At 33.3% G+C, this 25487-nt stretch carries 21 protein-coding genes; 7 read left to right on the top strand and 14 right to left on the bottom strand.

Annotated elements, in window-relative coordinates; genetic code table 11:
* The first annotated feature begins 149 nt into the window (after positions 1–149).
* Positions 150–1379 (top strand): vWA domain-containing protein, encoded by a 1230-nt coding sequence (locus B0A68_RS04250; protein ID WP_035684474.1) that lies wholly within the window; start codon positions 150–152, stop codon positions 1377–1379.
* 215 nt (positions 1380–1594) lie between these two features.
* The gene (locus B0A68_RS04245; protein ID WP_035684475.1) at positions 1595–1969 is read left to right on the top strand and encodes a DoxX family membrane protein; all 375 of its coding nucleotides are present in this window, start codon (positions 1595–1597) and stop codon (positions 1967–1969) included.
* A 54-nt stretch (positions 1970–2023) separates the two neighbouring features.
* Here the strand turns inward: B0A68_RS04245 and B0A68_RS04240 are convergent, their stop codons facing one another.
* The 5 genes from B0A68_RS04240 to B0A68_RS04220 all read right to left on the bottom strand — a co-directional run bounded on the left by B0A68_RS04240 (position 2024) and on the right by B0A68_RS04220 (position 5838).
* Complete coding sequence (locus B0A68_RS04240; RefSeq protein WP_035684477.1) at positions 2024–2566, bottom strand: lipocalin family protein; 543 nt, start codon at positions 2564–2566, stop codon at positions 2024–2026.
* Positions 2567–2738: 172 nt separating this feature from the next.
* Positions 2739–4142, bottom strand: a complete 1404-nt coding sequence (gene lpdA / locus B0A68_RS04235; RefSeq protein ID WP_035684478.1) for a dihydrolipoyl dehydrogenase — start codon at positions 4140–4142, stop codon at positions 2739–2741.
* Positions 4143–4502: 360 nt separating this feature from the next.
* A complete protein-coding gene (locus B0A68_RS04230) occupies positions 4503–4793 on the bottom strand; it encodes a type II toxin-antitoxin system RelE/ParE family toxin (protein ID WP_035684480.1) in 291 nt (96 codons plus the stop codon).
* Positions 4783–5028 carry a hypothetical protein gene (locus tag B0A68_RS04225; RefSeq protein ID WP_035684482.1) on the bottom strand — a complete coding sequence of 82 codons (246 nt, stop codon included), beginning with the start codon at positions 5026–5028 and terminating at the stop codon, positions 4783–4785. The genes B0A68_RS04230 and B0A68_RS04225 overlap by 11 nt, the downstream gene beginning before the upstream one ends.
* 351 nt (positions 5029–5379) lie before the next feature.
* Entirely contained in the window at positions 5380–5838 is a 459-nt protein-coding gene (locus B0A68_RS04220; RefSeq protein WP_035684484.1) for an Lrp/AsnC family transcriptional regulator, read from the bottom strand.
* A 382-nt stretch (positions 5839–6220) separates the two neighbouring features.
* Between B0A68_RS04220 and B0A68_RS04215 the strand changes: the two genes are divergently transcribed.
* Positions 6221–7444, top strand: a complete 1224-nt coding sequence (locus tag B0A68_RS04215; RefSeq protein WP_035684485.1) for an aminotransferase class I/II-fold pyridoxal phosphate-dependent enzyme — start codon at positions 6221–6223, stop codon at positions 7442–7444.
* 237 nt (positions 7445–7681) lie between these two features.
* Here the strand turns inward: B0A68_RS04215 and B0A68_RS04210 are convergent, their stop codons facing one another.
* The 4 genes from B0A68_RS04210 to B0A68_RS04195 form a co-directional block, all read right to left on the bottom strand.
* Entirely contained in the window at positions 7682–8776 is a 1095-nt protein-coding gene (locus B0A68_RS04210) for a DUF695 domain-containing protein (RefSeq protein ID WP_035684487.1), read from the bottom strand.
* A gap of 427 nt (positions 8777–9203) precedes the next feature.
* The gene (locus tag B0A68_RS04205; RefSeq protein WP_035684489.1) at positions 9204–11135 is read right to left on the bottom strand and encodes an amino acid permease; all 1932 of its coding nucleotides are present in this window, start codon (positions 11133–11135) and stop codon (positions 9204–9206) included.
* 188 nt (positions 11136–11323) lie between these two features.
* The gene (locus tag B0A68_RS04200) at positions 11324–12277 is read right to left on the bottom strand and encodes a YARHG domain-containing protein (RefSeq protein WP_035684491.1); all 954 of its coding nucleotides are present in this window, start codon (positions 12275–12277) and stop codon (positions 11324–11326) included.
* Positions 12278–12317: 40 nt separating this feature from the next.
* Positions 12318–15224: an FAD-binding and (Fe-S)-binding domain-containing protein gene (locus tag B0A68_RS04195; protein ID WP_035684493.1), complete on the bottom strand. Its 2907-nt coding sequence runs from the start codon at positions 15222–15224 to the stop codon at positions 12318–12320.
* Between the two features lie 214 nt (positions 15225–15438).
* Between B0A68_RS04195 and B0A68_RS04190 the strand changes: the two genes are divergently transcribed.
* Positions 15439–16146: a hypothetical protein gene (locus B0A68_RS04190; RefSeq protein ID WP_035684495.1), complete on the top strand. Its 708-nt coding sequence runs from the start codon at positions 15439–15441 to the stop codon at positions 16144–16146.
* A gap of 252 nt (positions 16147–16398) precedes the next feature.
* Here B0A68_RS04190 and B0A68_RS04185 read toward each other — a convergent pair whose 3' ends face one another.
* From B0A68_RS04185 to B0A68_RS04165, 5 genes are all read right to left on the bottom strand, one after another.
* Positions 16399–16620 carry a hypothetical protein gene (locus B0A68_RS04185; protein ID WP_035684497.1) on the bottom strand — a complete coding sequence of 74 codons (222 nt, stop codon included), beginning with the start codon at positions 16618–16620 and terminating at the stop codon, positions 16399–16401.
* A gap of 313 nt (positions 16621–16933) precedes the next feature.
* Positions 16934–17659, bottom strand: coding sequence for a DUF5131 family protein (locus B0A68_RS04180; protein ID WP_035684499.1), 726 nt, complete (start codon positions 17657–17659; stop codon positions 16934–16936).
* A gap of 3 nt (positions 17660–17662) precedes the next feature.
* The gene (gene tcmP, locus B0A68_RS04175) at positions 17663–18517 is read right to left on the bottom strand and encodes a three-Cys-motif partner protein TcmP (RefSeq protein ID WP_035684501.1); all 855 of its coding nucleotides are present in this window, start codon (positions 18515–18517) and stop codon (positions 17663–17665) included.
* A 33-nt stretch (positions 18518–18550) separates the two neighbouring features.
* Positions 18551–20470, bottom strand: coding sequence for a cytidine/deoxycytidylate deaminase family protein (locus B0A68_RS24655; protein ID WP_084679038.1), 1920 nt, complete (start codon positions 20468–20470; stop codon positions 18551–18553).
* Positions 20471–20663: 193 nt separating this feature from the next.
* Positions 20664–20936 (bottom strand): hypothetical protein, encoded by a 273-nt coding sequence (locus tag B0A68_RS04165; RefSeq protein ID WP_035684502.1) that lies wholly within the window; start codon positions 20934–20936, stop codon positions 20664–20666.
* A 229-nt stretch (positions 20937–21165) separates the two neighbouring features.
* Here B0A68_RS04165 and B0A68_RS04160 point away from each other — a divergent pair, with 229 nt between their 5' ends.
* From B0A68_RS04160 to B0A68_RS04150, 3 genes are all read left to right on the top strand, one after another.
* On the top strand, positions 21166–22374 hold the full coding sequence (locus B0A68_RS04160; RefSeq protein ID WP_035684503.1) for an anhydro-N-acetylmuramic acid kinase: 1209 nt from the start codon (positions 21166–21168) through the stop codon (positions 22372–22374).
* Positions 22375–22604: 230 nt separating this feature from the next.
* Positions 22605–24176, top strand: a complete 1572-nt coding sequence (locus tag B0A68_RS04155) for a glycoside hydrolase family 10 protein (RefSeq protein ID WP_035688116.1) — start codon at positions 22605–22607, stop codon at positions 24174–24176.
* On the top strand, positions 24163–25482 hold the full coding sequence (locus tag B0A68_RS04150; RefSeq protein WP_035684504.1) for an MFS transporter: 1320 nt from the start codon (positions 24163–24165) through the stop codon (positions 25480–25482). The genes B0A68_RS04155 and B0A68_RS04150 overlap by 14 nt, the downstream gene beginning before the upstream one ends.
* Positions 25483–25487: the final 5 nt, after the last annotated feature.

Below are 25487 nucleotides of genomic sequence, written 5' to 3'. Positions count from 1 at the left end.
CAAAAAAAATCCTTCGATAAAGTAATCCACAAAAAATTATTGGCACACTTTTTAGTATATCGATTTGTACCGATTCTGAAAAATTTTAATACATCAGATCTATTTTTAACTAACGAATATTTAAATATTAATCAAATTTTAAAACCTTTATGAAAACAATTGCAAAATTAGGATTTGCCAGCTTAGTACTTATGATAGTACTTTTTTCCTGCAAAAAAATTGATTCAGCATCAGCTGAGACAAAAATGGAATCAGTAAGCTCAGAAGACAGAGCTGTAGTAACAACAGATGGAAGTGCTTCTGAAACTGACGGAAGCTATTCTGAATCTGATGAAAAAGATCAACAATTACAAACTCAGGCTGGACAAATTACTGCTGGAGAATGGGATGATTTAAGCAATTGGTCTTTCTGGGAATCTCTAAACGACAATTCTGAATTTTCTGAAATGAAAAATTATTGGAAATATAATTTATCAAACCGTATATCGATCAATTTAAGATCTAATTCAGGAAACGTAGTCGATGCATCTGTAGCACTGCTTAACTCTCAAAATGAGATCGTTTGGACATCTAAAACAAACAATAAAGGAAATGCCGAATTGTGGCCTTCTTTAAAATATAACGACCAATCAAATTTAAATAATTTAAAAATTAAGATTGGAAATGAGATATTTCAGAACATTAAAAGTTACAACGACAAAAAAATCAACAATCTGGTTTTAAAATACAATCCTCAAAAACAAACTGAAAAGAAAATTGACATTGCTTTTATGGTTGATGCAACTGGTTCTATGGGAGATGAATTAGAATTTTTAAAAGAAGAATTGACAGATGTAATCTCAAAAGTAAAAAACAAAAATCAAGATACCCAAATTAATATGGGAGCTGTTTTTTACAGAGACAAAGACGAAGAATATGTTACTAAAGTATCTGATTTTTCATCGAATATTGATAAGACCGTTAATTTTATAAAAGAACAATCGGCTGCTGCCGGAGGTGACTTTCCTGAGGCTGTAGAAACTGCTTTAGACCAATCAATTAATAACTTACAATGGTCGGAAAATGCTGTTTCCAGAATTTTATTTTTAGTTTTGGACGCACCGCCTCACTATGATGACCAAATAATATCTCAAATTCATACTTTAATTGCTTCAGCAAGCAAAAAAGGAATCAAAATAATTCCGATTACTGCAAGTGGTATTGACAAAGAAACAGAGTTTTTGATGCGTTATATGGCAATTGCTACAAACGGTACTTACGTATTTATAACGAATGACAGCGGTATTGGCAACGACCATCTTGTAGCGTCTGTTGGAGACTATCAGGTAGAATATTTGAATAAATTAATGGAAAGGCTAATTAACGAAAGTTTGAAATAAAAACACAAAACTGTTAAAAACCAGCAATTTAGTAAGAAAAAAATCATTATATTTGATATAACATTTAAAGTAATCACAAAATACAATGTTATTGATTGTTAAATTCTCAATTTAATGATTTTTTAAATAGATTTTCATTTTGATATACCAATTTAGATTATAAGATTTCAAGCAGATAATTATTTATTTTTTAACTCCTATAAATCCTAACTATTATGAAAATTGCTACCATTATTGTCCGAGTTTTGATTGGTCTTCTGTTGTTATTTGCCTCAATAAGCTTTTTCTTTAAACTGGCTCCGGAACCTGAGGTTACGGGAAATTTTAAAGCTTTTAACATGGGCTTAGTTGCTTCAACTTATTTATTACCATTAGCAAAAACAATTGAATTGCTTTGCGGTATTGCATTTATAACGGGACGTTTTGTATCATTGGCTAATATTTTAATCTTACCCATTACAATCAATATTTTGTTTATTAATTATTTTATGGCTCCAGAAGGCCTGCCTATTGCGGGACTGCTTTTCTTAGCCAATTTATTTTTAATTTACAGATATTGGGATAACTACAAAACTGTTTTTACACCTTGAGTATTATTGACTAAAAATAGTAACCCCGACAGATTTTATCTGCCGGGGTTCTTTTTATTTAGCTTTATCATGATTTACCCAAACTAACTTTGTGGTATCATAACCAATTTCCTGAGCTTTTTTTACATATGCCGCATGAATGGTGGCAGGAATTGTTGTCTCTCTGGAAAGTATCCACATGTATTTTAAGCTTTCGCCTATAACTAATGCGTATTTGTAGTCCTCATCTATTGCAACTACATTATAACCAGCATAAAAAGGACCAAAAAATGAGACCTTAAGCATACCAATGTTGTCTTTTTTGACAAATTTAGCTTTCCCGATGCTCTGTTCCCACTTGTCTTTTATGACATTATAGCCCCTGTTATCTACTTTTATAGTGCCATTATCATTCAACGAATATTCTGCTGTAACGTTATTCAGTCCTTTCTCATACTTAAAATCTAATCTGGCAATTTCATACCATTTTCCAAGATATTTAGCTTTGTCAAAATTAGTGACAGCCGCTGCATCTTTCGGAATTGTAGATCCACACGAATAAAGGAGAAAAACTATTCCTGCTCCTATTAAAACCGGAGTTATATATTTATTTTTCATGATGTTTCTTTTTAAATAAAGATAACATCAGAATCGATAAATATTTTTACAGAATTCTTTTTGATTATTATATTATAAAGTTACAAATCAATACATTAAAAAACAAAAAAAACCGCCAGAAATTCCGAAACCTCGGGACTGGCGGTTTATAAAATATATATTTTAACGTAAATTATACGTGAATTGCTCTGTTTTCAGTAGCTGCTAATGCTGCTTCTTTTACCGCTTCCGCGAAAGTTGGATGCGCATGGCTCATTCTTGAGATATCTTCTGCAGAAGCTTTAAATTCCATTGCAGTAACCGCTTCAGCAATTAAATCTGCTGTACGTGCTCCAATCATGTGAACTCCTAAAACCTCATCTGTTTTTTCATCAGCAAGAATTTTTACAAATCCATCCAGATCAGCACTTGCTCTCGCACGTCCTAAAGCTTTAAAAGGAAAACTTCCAGCTTTGTAAGCTATTCCTGCCGCTTTCAACTGCTCTTCAGTTTGTCCAACTGCAGCAACTTCCGGCCAAGTATAAACAACACCAGGAATTAAATTATAATCGATATGTGGTTTTTGACCTGCCAAGATTTCCGCAACCATAGTTCCTTCTTCTTCAGCTTTATGCGCTAACATTGCACCGCGAATAACGTCTCCAATTGCATAAATATTTGGAACATTTGTTTGTAAATGATCGTTTACTTCTACTTGTCCTCTGTCTGAAATTTTTACTCCGGCTTTGTCAGCATTTAATCCGTCTGTGTAAGGACGACGACCAACAGAAACTAATGAATAATCTCCTTCAAGAGTAATAGTTTCTCCTTTTGCATTTTCAGCCTGAACTACAACAGCATCGCCGTTTCTCTCAACCGATTTTACTTTGTGAGAAACGTAGAATTTCATTCCTTGTTTTTTCAACACTTTAGTCAATTCTTTAGACAATGAACTATCCATTCCCGGAATGATTCTGTCCATGAATTCTACTACCGAAACCTGAGCTCCTAAACGCAAGTAAACTTGTCCAAGTTCGATTCCGATAACTCCTCCTCCAATAATTACTAAGTGTTTTGGAACTTCTTTTAAAGCCAAAGCTTCTGTAGAAGTAATAATTCTTTCTTTATCAATTTTGATGAATGGCAAAGAAGATGGTTTTGAACCTGTAGCGATTACAGTATATTTTGCTTCGATAGTTTCTGATGTTCCGTCAGCTTTTGCAACTGCAATGTGTGTTGCGTCTACGAAAGAACCTAAACCATTAAAAACAGTAATTTTATTTTTATCCATTAAGTAGTTGATTCCACCCACGGTTTGATCTACAACTGCTTGTTTGCGCGCAATCATTTTCTCTAAATTGATTTTTACATCACCCGAAACTTCAATTCCGTGATCTGCAAAATGAGCAATTTCTGAGTAATGATGAGAAGAAGCTAACAAAGCTTTTGAGGGAATACAACCTACGTTAAGGCAAGTTCCGCCAAGAGCGTTATACTTTTCTACAATTGCTGTTTTGAAACCTAATTGTGCGCAACGAATTGCTGATACATATCCGCCCGGTCCTGAACCTATAATGACTACGTCAAATGAACTCATAGTTTGTCTATTTTATTTTTAGCGATACAAAATTAAGGAATAAAGTTTTGTTTAAAGTTTAAATTTCAATGTTTTTTGTGTGAAATTTTGGTATACTATTTTACCGCAAAATTCGCAAAGGTTTTACGCAAGGTTCGCTAAGTTTTTTATTTATAAAGCTGAAATTTGTTCGTAAAGTCGCGAAGACGCAAAGTTTATACACCAACTTGTCATCCTGAGGAACGAAGGATCACACACGCAACTCGACAAAGATTGGGGATTTTGCATTCGGAGGTTCTGTTGTGATTCTGCATTCCTCAGGATGACAAACAGACGTTAGACGCACTGCAGTGCGTCTCTACAGAAAAACCTTAGTTCTAATTAAGGTTTTCTTTTAGGATTTCTTGAAGTATGAAATACTGAATATACGATTACCTCATTATCAATAATTTCATAAATAATCACAAAAGGAAATTTTATCAGAGTTAATTCGCGATAACGCAGTTGTTTTTTTATTTCGAATAGTTCTGGATTTGTTTTTAAAACTTTTAAATATGACTTTAAATAAGTTAGAAATTGTTTTCCTAAATCTTTACTTCTATTTTCATAGAATTGGATCGATTCATCAATTTCTTTTTCTGCTAATGGTAAAATTTTAATCTTAAAAACCATACTTTGCATTCAACCGCTGTTCTACTTCTTCCCAAGAACTTGTTTGATTTGCTCCCGAAATATATTTTTCTCTTTCTTCTTCAACTACATCATAATGAGAATCTGGAACATTTGATTTTTTTTCGTCATCATTTATAGCATTAAAAACACTTTCCAAAATTTCAAGTTTAGAATCGTCTTCAATGAATTTTCCAAAATCTTTTATCAGTTTACGTCTTAATTCTTTCGTTTTCATAGCGTTTCATTTTAAGTCAAATTTAAACTTTTTTAGTTTTGAATTGTGTTAATATTTTGAATTGAATATTTCAATGTAAAGTTCACTAAGAGTTACACAATCCGAAGCTTCAGGACGCAAAGTTTTTATTTTTTAGCATAGTAACGATGCTCAGCAAGAAAATTTACACACCAACTTGTCATCCTGAGGAACGAAGGATCACACACGTAACTCGACAAAGATTGGGGATTTTGCATTGGGAGCTTCTGTTGTGATCCTGCATTCCTCAGGATGACAAACAGACGTTAGACGCACTGAAGTGCGTCTCTACAGAAAAACCTTAGAACCTTAGCCACTCAGAACCTTAGTCCCTTAAAAAGAAATTACCGTTGAATTCTTCACTTCGCTAATCATAAACATACTTTGTGTACTGCCAATATGCTGCAAACTTGTAAGTTTCGTTACCAAAAATTCCCGATACGCTTCCATATCTTTTACTAAAACTTTCAGGATATAATCGTAATCGCCGCTTACATGATGGCATTCTAAAACTTCGTTCAGTTTGATAACTTCGCTTTCAAATTTGGTTAGGAATTCTTTGGTGTGCTGAATCAATTTTAAGTGACAGAAAACTACAAATCCTTTATCTATTTTGGTTTTATCTACCAATGCGACGTAGTTTTTTATGATGCCTTCTCGCTCTAACTTTTTGATACGTTCATAAACTGCTGTAACCGAAAGATTGAGTTTTAAGGATAATTCTTTGGTTGTTTTTTTACTGTCGGTTTGTAATAAAACGAGGAGTTTTTTATCGGTGGCGTCTAGGGTCATTTTTTTTATTTATTGTTGATGGTTGTTGTTTATTTTTTAGATGAAAGAAAATCTATTAGTTTGTGTTTTCTAAAACAAATTTAGATTAATAATCTTTACTAGATTACTTCTTTAGTTTTAAAATCTAAATATAAAACACATTATTGATTAATTTTCTAATAAGATGTTATTTTGGATAGAATTTATTTTGAAAATGGGTTGCCTAGCCCTGATAGAAGTGGAAATCCTTTTGTGCCGGTCCCGAGGCTTCGGGAGGCACAAAAGATTGAAACGTCCCGAAGCTTCGGGAGCAGGAAATAGCTCCTAAAAATTCACACCGAAAACAGGATTAAGTTCAAACAACTTGAAACCTGAACTTGAAACAAATAAAAAACGAACTAAAATGAAAGACTTTAATCCAGCAGATAAAATTCAGGATTTGCAATACTTTGGTGAATTTGGCGGTGTAAATCCGTCGATTTCTGATTCTTCGACTTACACATTTTTATCGGCTAAAACGATGTTCGATACTTTTGAAGGGAATATGGAAGGCTGTTATTTGTATTCGCGCCATTCTTCGCCTAGTAATTTGTATTTGGATCAGGCTTTGGCGGCGATGGAAGGAACGGAAACGGCAAATGTGTCGGCTTCCGGAATGGGTGCGATTACGCCTACTCTGTTGCAGCTTTGCGGTGCAGGCGACCACATTGTTTCGAGCCGGACTATTTATGGCGGCACTTATGCTTTTTTGAAAAATTTCACCCCAAGATTCGGAATTGAAACTACGTTTGTTGACATTACAAAATTAGAGATTGTTGAAGCTGCTATTACACCTAAAACGAAAGTTTTGTATTGCGAAACGGTTAGTAATCCGCTTTTGGAAGTGGCTGATATTGCTGGTTTGGCTAAAATTGCTAAAAAGTATAATTTGAAACTGGTAGTCGATAATACGTTTTCAGCCTTATCGGTTTCTCCTGCAAAATTGGGCGCAGATATTGTCATTCATAGTTTGACGAAATATATTAACGGAAGCAGTGATACGGTTGGAGGTGTAACTTGCGCATCAAAAGAATTTATCAATGCTTTGAAAAATGTAAATTCCGGAGCAAGCATGCTTTTGGGACCAACAATGGATAGTTTACGTTCTGCATCTGTGATGAAAAATCTGCGTACGCTTCATATCAGAATTAAGCAACACAGTCATAACGCTCATTTTCTGGCGGATCAATTTGAAGCAGATGGCTTAAAAACGGTTTATCCTGGATTAAAAAGTCATCCAAGTCATGAATTGTACAAAAAAATGATTAATCCGGAATATGGTTTTGGCGGCATGCTTACGATTGATGTTGGAACTTTGGCAAAAGCGAATGAATTAATGGAATTGATGCAGGCGAGAAATCTTGGATATCTTGCGGTAAGTTTAGGTTTTTATAAAACGTTATTTAGTGCGCCGGGAACCTCAACTTCTAGTGAAATTCCGCTGGAAGAACAAAAAGAAATGGGATTAACAGATGGTTTGATTCGGTTTTCGATTGGTTTGGATAATGATATTCAGCGTACTTATGAGATGATGAAGGCTTGTATGGTGGAGCTTGGGGTTTTAAAGGTTATGGTTCACGGGGTTTAACTGGTTTTTAGAATATTTTTTTTTCGCTACGAATTCACGAATTTTTAAGACAATTAATTCGTGAATTCGTGGCGATTTAACTTTAGAACAATTTGGTTTAATTCGAAATTTCGCAAACTATATCTCTAATCTTTGTCCATTTACGAGTATAATTTGTCCTTACGTCAAAATGACACAAAATGCGATAACAAAATAAAAAAGCCGTTCTGAGATTATTTTCAGAACGGCTTTCCTTATTTATTTTTGCTCAAAATGTCTAAAAGTCTGCCAATATTTATCCTTATAGATTTCGTAATCTATATCAAATTTTTGATTGTATTTTTTTATTATCTGATCTAAAACTTTTGGAGGTTTTCTGAATTCTTTACAAGCAAAAAAGATTTCTCTTTTACCATCTGACGTTTCTCTACCGATATTTAAATATCCATCTAAATCTGGAAGACTAAGCATTATTTCTTCCTCAATTTCATCTAATAATTTGTAGGTTTCATCATCAGGCAAACCACTTTCATCTGTTTTTTTAAATGGAACAGATACAATAAAAATCCATGGATGTGATGCTTTTTTATCCCATTCTAGTAGTGTTGTATTAATTACTGCTAAAACAATTATTCCACTCTGGCGTTTTCCTTCAAAATTGGCATAACAATCATTTTCAGTATTGTGTCTGGTGCCTTCATATTTTTCTACAAATTCTTTTTCTCTCCAAATTAAATAATCTTTTAATTTTTCAATCGGAATTAGCTCTTCAGAAATTTTGTCTTTTCCAACAACTTTCATATTATCTATTAAAGTAAGAGAATGCAATTCACCTAAATAATTATCCAAAAAAAGATAAACCCCATTTGCAATAAATCCTTTTTCTTCTTCTTTAAAATCCTCAAATACGATATTTAAATCAATTTCATCCGGATAATCGCTATGGAGCTTGGGGCAAAATTTTAAACTATCTGAATCAAAATTAAAATCTTTATAATTAATACTAACATCTTTAATATCTGATGCTGGTTTTAGGGCAGTAAATTTCCATCCTTCAATTTTTGGAGCGGCATTTACTAAATCTTCTATTACATAAATATTTCTAACCACACCATCAGGCGTTAGAACTAATTCAGCAGTTTGATCATCAAACATTCCTGTGAGATAATAAATATCATTATGAATTTCGTCTAATTTGGGTGAAAGTTTATCAAAAAAACCAGGGTGTATATTCTCCCCACTTTGAACAACTTTAAAAAACTCTTTTTCATTTTTTAGAAACCAATTCCAAAAATCACTATAAGATTCTATTAGAGTATCTTTTTTACCCAATAATTTGTCAAGAAAACCCATTTATTAAAAATTAAATTTAAACTTCGTAAAACACAAACCTAAGAAAAAGCTTTAATAATTATGAGAATATTTTTTATAAAAAAATCTAACTAAAATAGAGTTATTTCACAAAAAACAATTGCGTTTTCGCGTAGATTAACTAAGTTTTTCCTGCAGATTTAGCTGATTATGCAGATTATTTTTATTTAAGAAAAGATCAGCTAAATCTGCCAAATCTACGAGAGAAAAAATCTTTTTAATCATTTTATCTATGGCAAAAAAAAGCCGTTCTGAAATTATTCTCAGAACGGATTATTATACTTCTTTCGATGGACGGATTAAAATCCATCCCTAAAATATACACCGTTCCTATGGAACTCTTAAAAAATACAAAAGCCGTTCTTACTAATCTAAGAACGGCTTTTCGTTTATTATTTATAACTCTTACTTATAATTTCACTACATTCAACTTACTATTTTTTCTACTGTACGTAAAGTAAATCAATAACCCGATTAACAACCAGATCGTGAAGTAAATCCAGTTCCAAACGCTTAGTTCAGCCATCATGTACAGACAGCAGATTAATCCTAAAAGCGGAATTAAAGATAAATTTTGTCTGAACGACCACACTGCTAATCCAACCAAAACGAATAAGAAAATCCACATTGGTATTTTATGTTTGAACAAACTGAAACCTGATTCGTATTTTAATGAATCATTGATTGGCAATCCTTTTACAACTTCAGTATATTTTGCCTCATCGTCTTGATATTGTCCTAATAAATGCTCTAAATCTGAAGTTTCAGCCGTTTTATTATTTACTTCTATGCCTTTTAAATAATTAAAAACCTTTTCAGATTCTGCTTTATCTAAAGAAGTTACGATCGTTGTTGCATCATTTATCTGCGCATCGTTATTAATAAAAGTCATTGTCGCTTTATTATTAAAAGCAAAAGCATAATACAATCCTGCAATCATTAGAACAGGCAAAATATATTTTGAATTTACATATGGTGTTTTGAATTTTCCTCTTGGAATTTCTGGCTTGTTTTGCAATACTAAAACTCCGGCGCAAACTAAGACAAAGGCAAATAAAGTTCCGATACTGCATAAATCGGTCACCATCGTCAAGTTTAAAAATAAAGCGGGAACCGCAACCACAAAACCAGTTACAATTGTAGCAAAAGATGGTGTTTTGAATTTTGGGTGAACTGTAGAAAATTTCTTTGGCAATAAACCATCACGGCTCATACTCATCCAGATACGAGGCTGTCCCATTTGGAAAACCAAAAGAACGCTGGCCATTGCTACTACTGCACTTACGGCAATAATTCCGGACATCCATTTAAGGTTTAATTTATCAAAAACAAAGGCAAGAGGATCTCCAACATTTAATTCGCTATAACGCACCATTCCGGTTAAAACCAAGGCAATGGCAATATATAAAATAGTACAGATGATAATTGCCCACATCATACCGCGAGGTAAATCGCGCTGCGGATTTTTACATTCTTCTGCGGTTGTCGAGATGGCATCAAAACCAATATAAGCAAAGAAAACTGCAGAAACTCCTTTTAAAACTCCGCCAACTCCATTTGGAGCAAACGGGTCCCAATTTGCTGTATCTACATAAAATACACCTACAGCAATTACCAAAAGAACCACACAAAGTTTTACCACAACCATTAAGTTACTGGCGTTACGAGATTCTTTCATTCCTCTGTAAACCAAAGCGGTAATCAGAATAATAATAAATAATGCCGGTAAATCTGTTACAAAATGAAATGATCCTATTGTTGGTGCAGTTGTCCAGGCCGTATGAGCAGCTTGTAATGCTGCACTCAAATTCTTGAAAGATTTTCCGCCTCGCATTAAAGCCTCGGCATCGTTAAATCCGTTTGAAGCGGTTAAATAATCCATCTGGATCCATTGCGGTAAATTTATCCTGCCGCTCTGGAGCAGTCCTGTAAAATAATCACTCCAAGATATGGCGACAGTTATGTTTCCGACGGCATATTCCATAATTAAGGCCCAGCCAATTATCCAGGCAATAATTTCTCCAAAAGCAACATACGAATACGTGTAAGCACTTCCTGATACCGGAACCATAGAAGCAAATTCGGCGTAAGCAAAAGCAGCAAAACTACAAGCCAAAGCGGTAAATAAAAATAAGAAAATAACAGCTGGACCACCATCTGCACTGGCTTTTCCTATGGTGCTGAAAATTCCTGCTCCCACAATAGCCGCTATTCCAAATGCAGTTAAATCTTTAGTAGTCAAATGTTTTCCTAATGCATTATGACCGTCTGATTCGTTCTGAGCAACTTGTCTCAGAATATCCTGTACTGTTTTCTTTCGGAATAAGCTTGAAAATGCCATATATGTTTTGCTGTTATAAATTAATTTAATTCGGTCATTGTGGTTTTATTTTGCAAATAATGCAATTTTTATCCTGATTTCAAATATATAAAACGATTTTGTTTTAAATACTTTTGGCAAGCTTTTTTTATTACTGCCCAAGTATCAGGCAAACAATAAAGCCTTTTTTATAATCAATCGATAAATGGTTATTCTGCTATAGAAGTCATTTTTTTTGCCATCTTTTTCTGCCATCCATGAGGCAAAATCGAATGGTTATTCTCGACCATCAAATTCATCTGCTCTATAATTTTATCTTGTATTTTCTTTGGCAGTGTATAAAAATTAGCATCTATAGTAAAATTTCTTTCATCATCCAGAACTCCATTTTGAATTCTGATTCCTATTTTTTTTCCTTTATAATATAATAGGATTTTAATTCTTCCATCATCATACGAATTAGGCCCGCTGGTACCATAAATTACAATCGGATCAATAATGCCGTCGTTATCAAAATCTTCGACATAAATATATCTTGACCAAAACCAAATACTCTGCTCATGGCTTTCCTTAAAATCATTTGTTTCGAAAGTTTTTGTCCAATGATCATTTTCAATCTTAAAATTAAAGGCCTTTATTGCATTGTTGAAATTATTTCCACCAACTGTTTCCTTAAATTTATCTTCTGTCAGCACTAAATAATACTCACCAGTTTTATCTTTATAATTATAAACCTTCCAAATAACGAAATTGATTCCTAATTCTTTTCTTTTCTCTTTTGTAAAAATTTGATTAATTTTTTCCTCAGATAAAGTTTTGTATTTGCTGTTCTTTTCGTTAATCAGATATTCTGATATTTCACTAATTCTCTGACTAAGAATAGCAATATTTTTAATTTCTATATCAGAATAAACAATACTTTTATTGTCTTTTACAGGTTTATACCAATTGTACTTTTTAAAAATATTTGAATATTCCGAATTAGAAAAGACATAGCCCTTTCTGGCATAAATCTCATTTTTTAATAATTTCAAAGAAAAAATACTCTCATTTTTTAATTTACTCTCATCAATAATTTCAGAAGAACATTTGGAACAATCCAGCAGATTTTGTCCGCTAATAGAAAAAGTAACAAATAACATTACATAGAAATAAAACTTCATTTTAATTTAATTAAGTGTTTTTAAATATCCCTTGAAGAAATTACAATAAACAATTCCTTAAAATACTAACCGGATGCTGCGCTTCTCGTTTTGTTCCGTCATAAATCTGATGACGACAGCTTGTTCCTGCAGCGGCAATTTTTACGTTTTCGGCTGTATTACGTACTTTAGGGAAAAGCGTATCCTCACCCATTTGCATACTCACTTTATAATGTTCTTTTTCGTAACCAAAAGATCCTGCCATACCACAGCAACCCGAATTATAAATGGTAACCGTATTATTTTTTGGAAGATTAAGCATGGCAAAAGTCGCTTCAACAGAACTTAATGACTTTTGGTGGCAATGTCCGTGAATTTTAATTTCTTTGGTTTCTTCAGAAAATGAATCAGGTGTTATTTTTCCGTCGATGATTTCTTTTTTGAAGAATTCTTCGATTGTGAATGCATTTTGCGAAATTCTCTCCGCACTTTCTTTGTCCGATGCCAGTCTCAGATATTCATCTCTAAAAGTCAGAATCGCAGAAGGTTCAATTCCGATTAATGGCGCATTACTCGAAATTATATCCTTAAAAATATGGATATTAATGTCGGTAATCTTTTTGGCTTCTTCCAGAAATCCTTTCGACAAATACGTTCTGCCGCTTTCTTCGTGATTGACGATTAAAACTTCGTAACCTAATTTCGTTAACAATTCAAAAGCGTCAATTCCGATATTTACGTCGTAATAATTGGTAAATTCATCTACAAACAAATACACTTGTCCGTTTAGAAAATCCTTATTTCTTGGTTTCTGACTTTCGTGCCATTTTCTAAAAGTCTTTTTCGCCAAAAGCGGCACTTGTCTTTCCGGCGCAATTCCCATTGATTTTTTAACCAGCGATTGATTCGAAATAAAATTCGTAATCGACGGAAACAAACTTCCCATTTTATTCAGTTTTGCATTGTTGGCAAAAATTTTACTTCGGGTGGAGAATCCGTTTGCTTTTTGGTATTGATATAAAAATTCGGCTTTAAGAGTGGCGACATCCACGTTACTCGGACATTCGCTGGCGCAGGCTTTACAGCTTACGCATAACTCAAAAACTTCGTATAATTCTTTTTGGTCAAATTTATTTTCTTTTTCAGAATACGTTAAATATTCTCTTAGTGCATTTGCTCTTGCGCGAGTAGTTTCTTTTTCATTTCGTGTCGCTCGATAACTCGGACACATCGCTCCTCCTGCCGATGGCATTTTTCTGCAGTCGCCGGAACCGTTACATTTTTCGGCTGCACGCAGAATTCCTAAACTGTCTGAGAAATCCTGAAACGTTTTAATATCCGGTTCTACGCGACCTGAAATCACACGATGATTTTCGTCCATTTTCAGAGCGTTGACAATTTTTCCGATATTTAAAACCGAATTCGGGTCAAAAGCCAATTTGATTCTTTTGAGAAGTTCGTAATTTTTCTCTCCAATCATAAACGGAATAAACTCGCCGCGCACAATTCCGTCGCCGTGTTCCCCGCTTAGCGAGCCTCTGTATTTTTTAACCAAAATCGCCACATCGGTCGCGATGGTTCTAAATAATTTTAAGTCAGATGTTTTCTTCAAATTCAAAACCGGACGCAAATGCAGCTCGCCCGCTCCGGCATGCGCATAATAAATCGCACCTTGTCCGTGACGCAACATCATGGCCGAAAACTCCGCAATATAAGCCGGTAAATCGCTCAATTCTACGGCCGTATCTTCAATAGAATCGGCTGCTTTGTCGTCTCCAACAATGCTTCCTAAAAGTCCGAGACCGGCTTTTCTAAGTTCGTTTACTTTTTCAATATCCGCTCCGTAAATTTTTACGAGCGCGTAACCAAAGTTGTTTTTTTCTAAATCGGCAACCAAAGCATTTGCCTGATTTTCGGCATCTTCTGCATCGTGCGAAGCCACTTCAAACATCATAATCGCTTTTGGTTCTCCAACCAAAAAGAATCGGTTTTTAATGTGTTCACGATTCGTTTTCGTACAATCCAGAATCGTATCGTCAATCATTTCGCAAGTATACAAATGATGTTTCATCGCCACCACAACAGATTCCAGCGATTCCTGAATGCTGTGATAATGCGCCACAACCATAATATTATTCGCAGGCGGTAAATCGTCAACTTTTAAAGTAATTTCGTAGGTAAAAGCCAAAGTTCCTTCGCTTCCGCAAAGTAATTTTCCAACGTTAATTGTCGGTTCAGTTCCGCCAAACAAATCTGATTTTAGTAGAAGATCAACGGCATAACCCGTATTTCGTCTGTGAATTTCCGGTTTCGGAAACTCTTTTATAATTTCATCCTGCGTTGCTTTTACCGAAAGTTCGTCGTAAAGGCTTTTGTATATTTTATTTTCTAAAGAATCTCCTTTGGTTTTCTCGATAAATTCAGCCGAAGTCAGTTCCTTAAAAACCACTTCAGATCCATCGCTCAAAATTCCTTTGATTTCGACAATTTTATCGCGCGTTACACCATAGCGAATCGAAGTTGTTCCGGAAGAATTATTTCCCACCATTCCGCCAATCATACAGCGGTTTGAAGTCGAAGTATTCGGTCCGAAAAACACGCCATGAGGTTTCAGAAACAAATTCAGTTCGTCGCGAATCACGCCAGGCTCAACCGTAACTATTTTTTTAATCGGGTCAAAATTCAGGATTTTGGTAAAGTTTTTCGAAACATCGACCACAATTCCGTCGCCAACCGTTTGTCCGGCAAGCGAAGTTCCGGCAGTTCGTGGCGTAATCGAAATATGATGCTGCGCCGCAAACCGGATCAGTTTACTAATATCTGCTATCGTTTTAGGCACGGCAACCGCTTTTGGTTTAATCCGGTACACCGAAGCATCGGTCGAATAAAGCGTTTTATGAAGATCATCGTATAAAAGTGTTCCTTCCAACGAATCCGATAATTGTTGTAATTCTTTAATTATTGACATTATAGCTGAATTTTGGGCCTAAAAATGAATTACAAAAATAGGTATTTTTTAGGTTCAGAGGTGTAAAGTGACAAAGGTTCAAAGGTTTTCTTTTCTTTGGCTTTTTTGAATTGAAATTTGGAATTAAATCATCCTGATTTTAGAAGCTATTCTGTTTTCAATAAATCACGAAAATACTTTTTATTTATATCTTTAGCCGATAAAATATAAAAACATGAATCAGCCAAACAGAATCTATTTTTTAGGAAATCCATATCCAAAAGGTCACACTTTAGAAGAATTTTTATGGAGCGGAAGAATCGAAGAAGACGAATCTATGTGGTTTGACTTTCATTTAAAAACAGATCCTTATTATGCTGAAGAGGAAGGTAAAGACAAATATAATGAAGAGGTGGAAGAAGAAGAAGAAGAAGAATCTAAAAGCAACTGGGAAGCAAAAGGAATGTGGGCTAATTATGTTCAATGTACAATGTCTTCAACTCGTTGGGGAGATCAGGGAATTCAAATCAACAAAACAACATCAAAAGCTGTTTTTAATGATTTTATAAAAGAACCTTTATTGGCCCACACTTTCCCTCTTGATGATTTTAATTGCAATGAAGTCGCTTTTGGAATTTATTTACTAGGTCACGATAGTTGTGCCAATCATGAAATAAAAATCAAAGAAACTGCCAAAAACAAGTTTGAAATTGAATGGTCTGGTAAAATTGCTGAAACCTATTACGGATCTTCTGAATTTAATCACGATTTTTCGCTTCATCTTCAAAATGTTGAATTTGATGGTTTTCATTACCCAAAAAACTGGTCACTCGAAAAAGCAACAGATTTCTTTAAAAACAATTTTGAAGATTTTGAAGAATATGATTTTGTTGACCTCAACCCAAAAAACAATGAACGAGAATATAAATTCAAAAAGAAATAAATTATTTTTATAATTAGTTAGAATTTAGACTTTAATTAGAAGCTATTCCTGCTATCCGTTCCAATCTTTTGTGCCGAACCCTGCTATTCGTTTCAATCTTTTGTGTCCGCCGCGGCGGACACAAAAGGATTTCCACTTCTATCAGGGCTAGGGCACTCTTTTTCATAAGAAGTTTTGTCTAAAATTAATTGACAAGAAATCATTACCCAACAATGCTCTCATGCAATATTTACAATCCCTGCTTACAGCACTTTATTTTGATTTGTTGACAGTGTAAATTCCGCCCACAAGTAAAATGACGCCCAGCCCTAAATAAAGGTATCCCTGTTGTTTACCGGATTCGTTGGACGCATTAATTTTTAGTCCTAAAAAATTAATTTCTTTTGTATTATCAGCTATTTTGTTGATACCTATATATCCCACACCGAGACTAATAACGATTAGAATTATTCCTATTATTTTTGATGGATTCATGTTTTTTTGAATTTAATTGTTTCTCTAATTTAAGAAAAATATTTTTCAATCAGATGATAATATTCATTTTATCCTAATTGATGAGGAAACAAGAAACCCTTCAATCCCAAATAACGCGCTCTGCGAAGTCTCCCGACTTCGTACCGACAATGAGATTTAAAGAAATATAAAAGAAATATCTAGAGATTATTGGAACGGGTACGAAGTCGGGAGACTTCGCACAGCGCACAACTTTTAATAATATTTTTGGTTTTTAGAAGACTTTGAAGAGCTGGGACGAAGTCAAAAGACTTCGCATATAATTATTTAAACTTCAGACACTATGTTGCAATTCAATTTCCGGCATTTCATCATAAGTTCTGCCGTTTAGCAATCTTCCTGTAGCTTTTTTATTTTTACCGCCCCATTGTTTAAAGAAAAAAGGAACATCGTTTTTTATGCATTGCTCATGAATATTAATTACCCAATCAGGATTCATAGTTCTAGGCTTATGACCACTTTCTCCACCAACAATAACCCAATCGATATTTTTTAGGTTTATTTTTTTTAATGGGCCAATTAAAGGTTCTAATGATAAAAATTTAACTCTTGCATTTGTTTTTCTCAGATAGTCAATTCTATTTTTTACCTTTTCATTTTCCACAGAAACTCCCATCCAAATGTTATGACTCCATTTTAATTCCTTATGAATTTCAAATAGTCTTTCAGCCCTTTTCGTAAGTACTTGAAAAACATGTTGTGGATTTTCATTCATAACTTTAAAAACCTTTTGAATGAAATCAAGTGGAATATCTTCATGAAATAAATCACTCATTGAATTCACAAAAACGACTTTTGATTTTTTCCATGTGTAAGGTGTTTTTAAAGCTTCTTCATGTGTTCTTACTTCAAAATTATCCTTATATTTTTCAATACCCATTGCCTGAAGTCTTTTGGACATAATTTCGGCATAACAAAATTTGCATCCTGCTGATATTTTATCACAGCCTGTTGTAGGATTCCATGTCATTTCTGTCCATTCAATACTAGATTGTGCCATTATTTATGATGCTTTATTATATTTCGAAACGATTTCGTTTGCAACTTTAACAGCAGATGGATTATTTGAAACCATCAAAAAGTGAAACATTACTGAATTTGAACTATTTTTCAAAATATAAGGTTTTGATACAAATTTAAATAATTTTTTCAGTCTTTCTTGGTATAATTCTGCTGATCTTTCAATTGCTTCTTCTTTTTGCACTTTAATTTCGTCGCCAAAAAGTGTTGGTGTTACTTTTTCCTTATAGAAATAAGACAGAATATCTTTTTGCTCCATTCCAAGAAATACTTCAAGTTTATTAAGCCATGCATCAGAAATTTTTCCATCTTTTTTTAACAATCTATTTACACCCATTCCAGTTGGAATAAGTATCCAAGCATCGACAGAAAGTTTTTCTAAAGTTTGCAAAGAACTCCAATTTAATTGCATTCCACAAGGATCTATATAAGCCAACGTTTTATATCTTTTCCCTTTAATACTTGCCAAAAACTTACTCATTGATTCTATTTTTTCATTACAATCAGTCTCGACAACATGAATTATTTTATTTGGAAAAACATCTATTGTATTCTTTTTTAGTAGATTTATGTTATCTGAATCTTTTTCTACAAAATAATACAAATCAAATTCTCTAGGGTTAATTATTTCTAAAATTCTATATGCAGCACCAATAATTATTTTTTGATTCTCTGCATTTCCTTTTGTGATAAATCCAGACCCAGCAAAACCATCAAAATATAGTAGTTTCCAATCATATTTTTTTGCAAAGCCATTCATTATAGTAAGATATGCTTTCGCATATTCTACTAAAATCTCTATTTTGTTCTCTGTCCAATCTCCTCCAAACTTATTCATATCAAAAAATTAATTTTAGTATAATTAAGATTATCAATTAGTTTTATTTTCTAATAATATCTTAAGTTTTTCATTCTCAATTTTCAGTTTCTGTATTTCATCTTCTTTTATAAGCAACTCTTCTGTTTTCTTTGATAATTGTTGCTCTTTTAAAGAAGCTAAATCTGTAATTTTATTTTCTAAAATAAGTCCTAATTCATCTTTGTAAGCCATAAAAGGCTCATATAACCAATGATAAGCATTTCCAATTGCGCCATGAAATAAACGCATTGTAGGGTTTCTTTCTTTAGATCCTGCTGTTAGAATATGTTCTAAGGATATACCTGGATAAGGATCAATGTAATAAATCACCTTTATACCTAATTGATAAGCTTTTTTTGAACATAATTCGCAGGGACTCGCCGTTGTAAATAATTTTCCATTTTCAATGCCTTGTCCTCCATATTTTGTAATTTGTAAAAAAGCACTTTCTTCTGCATGTAGAGATCTTGTATGGACTTGGTTTTTACCATCTGAATAAGAATTAATTAAACTTTTGAAGCAAAAGCAAACATTTCTTCCCTTTAAATCCTTATGATTAGCTTTAACAGAGTCATTTTCGAAGTTTTTTCTAAATGCTCTTTGAAAATCTATATTACTTTTCTCGTATGATGTAAAAGCTTCAATATCTCCGTCATTATTTAACAAATCATCTGCATTTCTTAAACTACAAGGAACTTGCCCTTCAGGTGTATTATTCCATCCTATAGCCTTAATGGCATAATTTTCATCTGTTATTGCAGCACCAACTTGTCGTGATATACATCCAGAATTATACTTTGCAGTAAAAGCTAACTGCATACATCTTTCTTCTGGAGATGGTGTTACAATACCTGGCTGATCAATTAAACTAAGAAATTTTAATAGTTGCATTTGCCAAGAAAAATAAGGCGAAACATTCTCTTTTTTTTCTTTAATTTCTTTATTTAAAAAATCCACATCTTCATAACTTTTAAAAGAGATATGAATATCTGCATTTTGAATACATTGTGAAACATTGATCTTATAAAAATCTTTGGATTTTGCTCCGTTATATTCTTCAGTTATTAATTTTTCAACATCTTCGTAATTATCATTTTTATATCTTTCCTTAATCTCCAATTTTCTATTTTCTTCTACCCTATTAATAGCCATACAATAAAAAGCTGAAAGTCTTTGACGAAAAAACATAATCTCTAAAGGATTTCTCAGAGAATCAATAACTATTTCTGTCGATTTTTTTTTATCTTCTTTTGAATAGGCTTTAATAAGGGTGTTTATTAAATCAGCTATTGTAAAAATATTGTTAAGATCAACATTTGTTTCATCATCATATCTACCAGATTTTCTTATATTATTTCCTATAATCTGCAAAACCTTATTACGTTTAACTTTAGATACTAATTCTAACATTAAATGCAATTTTATGCAAAAAGACTTAAATGAATCTGAAGAGTAAATTTCTCTCAATCTTTTTAATCTTTCATTTGCTCTTCTGCAATTAATATATTCAACTACCTTTTCATGTAATGCATTATATTCTTCCTTTAGAGAATTTAATTTTTCAATCTCTTTTTTAAAATCAGATAAATGTCCTAGGTTACTTTTATAAAATTCCTCTTTTAAATTATCACAGGTTAAAAATGAGATGAAAGAATCCCAATCTTTCATTAGGACGAAAATTATTAATATATCCTTATAAGAAATAAGTATATGCTTTTTAAAATTCACTTTACTATACTCATAAACTATTCGATACTTTCTATATGAATTATGAGTTACTGAATTAGTTTCAGGATATCTAAAAATATCTGGATTATCACTAAATCCATTTTCTAATTGTTTAGCTATATCGCTACATCCAGAGCCTTTTCTACCAGTTAAAGCGATAATAGTAAATGATTTCCTTAATTCGTAGATTTTCTCAATATTCATATATGATTATTTTTAAAGCATTATAAATACAATGTTTTTTTTAATAAATTATAATTAAAAATCAATAATTTAACTAAAAATTAAATTATTTTTTATCAAATTTATTAATTATTTAATAACAATAAAAAAATATTTATTTTATTTTAAAATAAAACTTAAAACAAAAGCCTAATATTATTAAGCTTCGTATCAGCTAATGCCAATTCTTTTTTAAAAACTCGACAATTTCTTTTTTCATTACGACACTTGGAGACAATTTTTCTTGTAATAACCTTTCAAACTTATGTAAATCTTGTATAGATGAATTTTCAGCTAAACATAAATTTGCAAAATCTAAAACTTCGTATCCTTCATCTCGATCTAACCTATCTCGATCAATTTTACCTATATAAGGCCCATCTCCTCCATCGCGTCTCCATGTGTATTGATTTTCATACAACATCTCTGTTTTTAAAAAATTTGCCATAATTTATATTTGAAGTTAGTTTTCAAATGTAAAATATTGATTTGTATAGTTTTTACGGAAAACCTTTTTCTCAAATCAAAATTTATATATCTCAAAAATATCAATTAACAATTCTAAACAACCAAGTACATATACCTGTTTTTCCTAAACCAAAAAATCCCCAACTTTCCCTAAATTTATATCCAAATAAATCCCATTTTAGCATTACCAAACAAAACACTTCATTTTAATGAATAAAAATATAAGTGCGCTGCATGAAATTGCTCAAAAACGCACCCGAAAAATAATAGGTTTAATGTCCGGAACTTCGCTCGACGGACTTGATATTGCGCTTTGTGCAATTTCTGGTTCGGGTGAAAATACGGTTGTGAAAATTCTGGAATTCGAAACCATCAATTATACCGAAGAAATTAAAACCGAAATCCGTAAAGTGTTTGCACAGAAAACAATCGATTTTCAGCATTTGGCTTTACTGAATGAATGGATTGGAATATTACACAGCGAAATGATTAACGACTGTCTTGCCAAATGGAATATTCCCGCAAACGAAGTAGATTTGATTGCTTCGCACGGACAAACGGTTTTACACGCGCCAAAGTTTTTGCACCAGCAGGAAAAATTTCCGAATGCTACTTTACAAATTGGCGACGGTGATCATATTGCGGTAAAAACCGGAATTATCACTTTATCAGATTTCAGGCAGAAACATGTTGCTGCGGGTGGCGAAGGCGCGCCTTTGGCGGTTTATGGAGATTATCTGTTATTCAGCAAAAAAGGAGAAAACCGAATCATGCTCAATATGGGCGGGATTGCCAATTATACGTATCTCCCCGCTTCTCAAAAAGCCAGTGACGTTTTTGTTACCGATACCGGAACGGCGAATACTTTAATAGATATTTACACCAAACATTATTTTCCTGAAAAAAGCTACGATAAAGATGCGGCAATTGCCCGAAATGGTACCGTAAATCAAACGCTTTTGGCAGCATTAAAAAATGATGAATTCTTTCGTAAAAGTTTTCCAAAATCAATTGGACAGGAAGTTTTTAATTTTGAATTTGTACAAAATGCACTTTCAAAAACCGGCTTAGAAACTATTTCGGCATCAGATTTGCTTGCCACTCTAACACGCCTTAGCGCGGAGACAATTGCCGAAGCAATTCTTTTTACCATAAATGCAACGAATACCAAACCCGAAGTTTTTCATATTTATATGTCGGGAGGCGGAACCAATAATCCGTTATTGGTAAAATGGTTAAAAGAATTATTGCCGTGCCAGTTTCATCTCAGCGACGATCTCGGAATTTTAAGTGATGCTAAAGAAGCGGTTTTATTTGCTGTTTTGGCCAACGAAACAGTTGCAGGAGGAAATTACAATTTCGGAAACAGTAAAGCAATTCCCTCGGTAACAATGGGTAAGATTTCGTTTCCTGATTAAAGGAATAGCTGCAACGAATTTTTTGAATTCAAATTTGTGGGAATTAGTACAATTCGCAGCAAAAAAAATTACATACCGTATATTAATTATATTTTATTGTAATACATTTAATAAAAAATCAAAATCATTTATATGAAAACCAAATAAATATCGTTCAAATTATAATTTATTAATTATTTATTATAATCGGCTAAAAAAACTATTTTTGGTTCTTGTTAAAAAACATTGAAATGCATAAAAATCAGCACTTAATATTCTCTCTTCTATTTATATTTTTCTTTGCTTGGAATTCTGACGCACAAGTAAAAACAACACACCCTAAAAACGAATTTAGAGGAGTCTGGATTGCAACTGTTGTAAACATTGACTGGCCAAAAGCCAGCATAGACAACGTTGAAAAAGAAAAAGCCGATTATATTGAAATTTTAGAGACTTATAAAAAACTAAATTTTAACGCTGTAATTGTTCAGGTAAGAAGTGTTGGTGACGCATTTTATCCGTCTGAGCTGGCACCGTGGTCGCGTTTTTTAACCGGAAAAGAAGGTGTTACTCCAAGTCCGTATTACGATGCTTTGGCCTGGATGATTGAAGAGGCACACAGCAGAGGATTTGAATTTCACGCTTGGCTGAATCCGTATCGTGCGACTTTCGATTTAAACAAAAACCTTTTAAGCCCGACTCATGATGTTTTTAAACATCCGGAATGGATGATTGAATACGGCGGAAAATTATATTACGATCCGGCGCTTCCGGAAGTTCAGACACATTTGACAAAAGTGGTAAAAGAAGTAGTCGATAAATATGATATTGATGCGATTCATTTTGATGATTATTTTTATCCGTACGCCGTTCCCGGAAAAGTATTTAACGATACCGCATCGTACAAAAAATATGGAGCCGGTCTAAGTCTTGGAGACTGGCGCCGTGCCAATGTGAGCAATTTTGTTCATACGATTTCTACCACTATTAAAGCCAGTAAACCTTGGGTACAATTCGGAATCAGTCCGTTTGGGGTTTGGCGAAATAAATCTGTAGATCCTCGAGGTTCAGAAACGCAGTCTACTGCCAATTACGACGATTTGTATGCAGATCCTGTTTTGTGGATGGATCAAAAATGGATCGATTACATCCTGCCTCAATTGTATTGGAGCATGAATAATCCGAGAGCTTCATATTCGAAACTGGTAAAATGGTGGGCAGAAAACTCCAATAATACAGCTGTTTATATTGGTCACGCTTCTTATAAAATTAGAGCCGACGGAGATAAAAGCTGGAATTATATTAACGAAATTCCAACCCAGATTGATTACGCCAGAAGTTTTAAAAACGTAAGCGGCAGTGCTTATTTTAGTGCAAAATGGTTTAGCGGTAAAAACTTTGATCTGGTTCGTCTTTTAGAAGAAAACCAATATAAATATCCGGCGCTTCCATCTGCAGTTCCAAACCTGAAACGAATCGTTATTGATATTCCAACTGTAAACGAATTTGCAAAAGACAGTTCGTTTTACACCTTCAGCATAAAATCGCCATTAAATACAAGAGTGCGCTATATGGTAGTTTATGGAGCAGATCATATCTCAAAAATCAATACCGGCGACGCTTCGCAGATTATCGAAAAAATAAGAGTACGTGAAGTAAATAACGAATTTGTATTTTCTGTTCTTGCTCAAAAAATGAATCAGTATAAAGCTTGTGCTGTGACATTTATTGATTATTTTGCGAACGAAAGTACGCCGACTACTATCGACTTAAAAAAGACATTTAAAACGTATTCACCTGCTCAGCCAAATGAAAATAGATAATAAACCGTGGTTTTGGATTCCGCTTCTTAATTTTGCATCTGGTTTACCCTATGCCGTAATCATGTATGTTTCGGGAACTATGTATAAAAATCTGGGAATATCTAATGAAGATATCGGGGTTTACACCAGTTTATTATACTTACCATGGGTTATAAAACCGCTTTGGAGTCCTTTTATTGAATTGCACGGAACCAAAAGAAAGTGGTTTGTAAGCATGCAATTACTTATTTCGATTGCATTTTTGGCAGTAGGATTTACTATTCCGCTGAACGGTTTTTTCATTATGTCCTTAGCACTCTTCTGGGTTGCTGCTTTTGCTTCTGCTTCTAATGATATAGCCAGTGACGGTTTTTATCTTTTGGTTTTACCCGCAGATCAACAATCATTTTTTCTCGGTATCAGAAGTACCTTTTACAGACTTGCAATGCTTGCCGGAAATGGATTAATTGTATTGTTTGCAGGGTATTTAGAACATAAATATGGTGACAACACCAAAGCGTGGTCTTATACTATGATCGCTACTGGTTTATTAATGACCTTTATAACGCTTTATAATTTTATTTTTACTCCAAAAAATGAAGTAAATGTAATTGAAAGCAATGCAGATCATCATCTAAACTTAAGTACTGTATTTGTTAGTTTCTTTAAGAAAAAACAGATTGGTATCGTATTAGCATTTATTTTAGTTTTCAGATTAGGTGAATCGCAGTTATTAAAAATGCTGAGCCCGTTTCTATTAGACAAAAAAGGATTGGGAGGCATGGCGCTAGACACGGAATCTGTAGGTATTATTTACGGAACCTTAGGAATTTTAGCCTTAATGATCGGCGGGATTTTGGGCGGGATTGCGATTTCTAAACACGGACTTACCAAATGGATGCTTCCAATGTTTTTGGCAATGCATCTGCCAATTCTTGGGTTTATAGGATTAGCGCATTTTCAGCCCGAAGAACTTTTTCATCTTCATATAAACTTATATTTTTTCGAAATAAATTCACCTCTTAATCTTTACACTTGTATTACAGTTATACTGGAGCAATTTGGTTATGGCTTTGGTTTTACAGGATTTATGATGTTTTTAATTCATGTTGCAGAAGGAGAATCAAAAACAGCACATTATTCACTTGCAACCGGATTTATGGCATTAGGAATGATGCTTCCGGGAATGTTAAGCGGTTTTATACAACAATTTTTAGGCTATCAAAACTTCTTTATTTGGGTTTTTATAGCAACAATTCCAGGTCTTATATTATCACGTTTTTTAATTTTCCCGAAAGATTTTGGGAAAAAATCAAAAGAAGTTTAATCCCA

Origin of the sequence: Flavobacterium reichenbachii (assembly GCF_002217435.1) — a bacterium.
Taxonomy (GTDB): Bacteria; Bacteroidota; Bacteroidia; order Flavobacteriales; family Flavobacteriaceae; genus Flavobacterium; species Flavobacterium reichenbachii.
The sequence above is the reverse complement of the archived record's forward strand: the minus strand, read 5'-3'. Positions and strand labels throughout refer to the sequence as shown.

Excerpts from the sequence above, each read along its gene's own strand:
- B0A68_RS04250 (WP_035684474.1), top strand. The coding sequence starts at position 150 with ATGAAAACAATTGCAAAATTAGGATTTGCCAGCTTAGTACTTATGATA.
- B0A68_RS04245 (WP_035684475.1), top strand. The coding sequence starts at position 1,595 with ATGAAAATTGCTACCATTATTGTCCGAGTTTTGATTGGTCTTCTGTTG.
- B0A68_RS04240 (WP_035684477.1), bottom strand. The coding sequence starts at position 2,566 with ATGAAAAATAAATATATAACTCCGGTTTTAATAGGAGCAGGAATAGTT.
- lpdA (WP_035684478.1), bottom strand. The coding sequence starts at position 4,142 with ATGAGTTCATTTGACGTAGTCATTATAGGTTCAGGACCGGGCGGATAT.
- B0A68_RS04230 (WP_035684480.1), bottom strand. The coding sequence starts at position 4,793 with ATGGTTTTTAAGATTAAAATTTTACCATTAGCAGAAAAAGAAATTGAT.
- B0A68_RS04225 (WP_035684482.1), bottom strand. The coding sequence starts at position 5,028 with ATGAAAACGAAAGAATTAAGACGTAAACTGATAAAAGATTTTGGAAAA.
- B0A68_RS04220 (WP_035684484.1), bottom strand. The coding sequence starts at position 5,838 with ATGACCCTAGACGCCACCGATAAAAAACTCCTCGTTTTATTACAAACC.
- B0A68_RS04215 (WP_035684485.1), top strand. The coding sequence starts at position 6,221 with ATGAAAGACTTTAATCCAGCAGATAAAATTCAGGATTTGCAATACTTT.
- B0A68_RS04210 (WP_035684487.1), bottom strand. The coding sequence starts at position 8,776 with ATGGGTTTTCTTGACAAATTATTGGGTAAAAAAGATACTCTAATAGAA.
- B0A68_RS04205 (WP_035684489.1), bottom strand. The coding sequence starts at position 11,135 with ATGGCATTTTCAAGCTTATTCCGAAAGAAAACAGTACAGGATATTCTG.
- B0A68_RS04200 (WP_035684491.1), bottom strand. The coding sequence starts at position 12,277 with ATGAAGTTTTATTTCTATGTAATGTTATTTGTTACTTTTTCTATTAGC.
- B0A68_RS04195 (WP_035684493.1), bottom strand. The coding sequence starts at position 15,224 with ATGTCAATAATTAAAGAATTACAACAATTATCGGATTCGTTGGAAGGA.
- B0A68_RS04190 (WP_035684495.1), top strand. The coding sequence starts at position 15,439 with ATGAATCAGCCAAACAGAATCTATTTTTTAGGAAATCCATATCCAAAA.
- B0A68_RS04185 (WP_035684497.1), bottom strand. The coding sequence starts at position 16,620 with ATGAATCCATCAAAAATAATAGGAATAATTCTAATCGTTATTAGTCTC.
- B0A68_RS04180 (WP_035684499.1), bottom strand. The coding sequence starts at position 17,659 with ATGGCACAATCTAGTATTGAATGGACAGAAATGACATGGAATCCTACA.
- tcmP (WP_035684501.1), bottom strand. The coding sequence starts at position 18,517 with ATGAATAAGTTTGGAGGAGATTGGACAGAGAACAAAATAGAGATTTTA.
- B0A68_RS24655 (WP_084679038.1), bottom strand. The coding sequence starts at position 20,470 with ATGAATATTGAGAAAATCTACGAATTAAGGAAATCATTTACTATTATC.
- B0A68_RS04165 (WP_035684502.1), bottom strand. The coding sequence starts at position 20,936 with ATGGCAAATTTTTTAAAAACAGAGATGTTGTATGAAAATCAATACACA.
- B0A68_RS04160 (WP_035684503.1), top strand. The coding sequence starts at position 21,166 with ATGAATAAAAATATAAGTGCGCTGCATGAAATTGCTCAAAAACGCACC.
- B0A68_RS04155 (WP_035688116.1), top strand. The coding sequence starts at position 22,605 with ATGCATAAAAATCAGCACTTAATATTCTCTCTTCTATTTATATTTTTC.
- B0A68_RS04150 (WP_035684504.1), top strand. The coding sequence starts at position 24,163 with ATGAAAATAGATAATAAACCGTGGTTTTGGATTCCGCTTCTTAATTTT.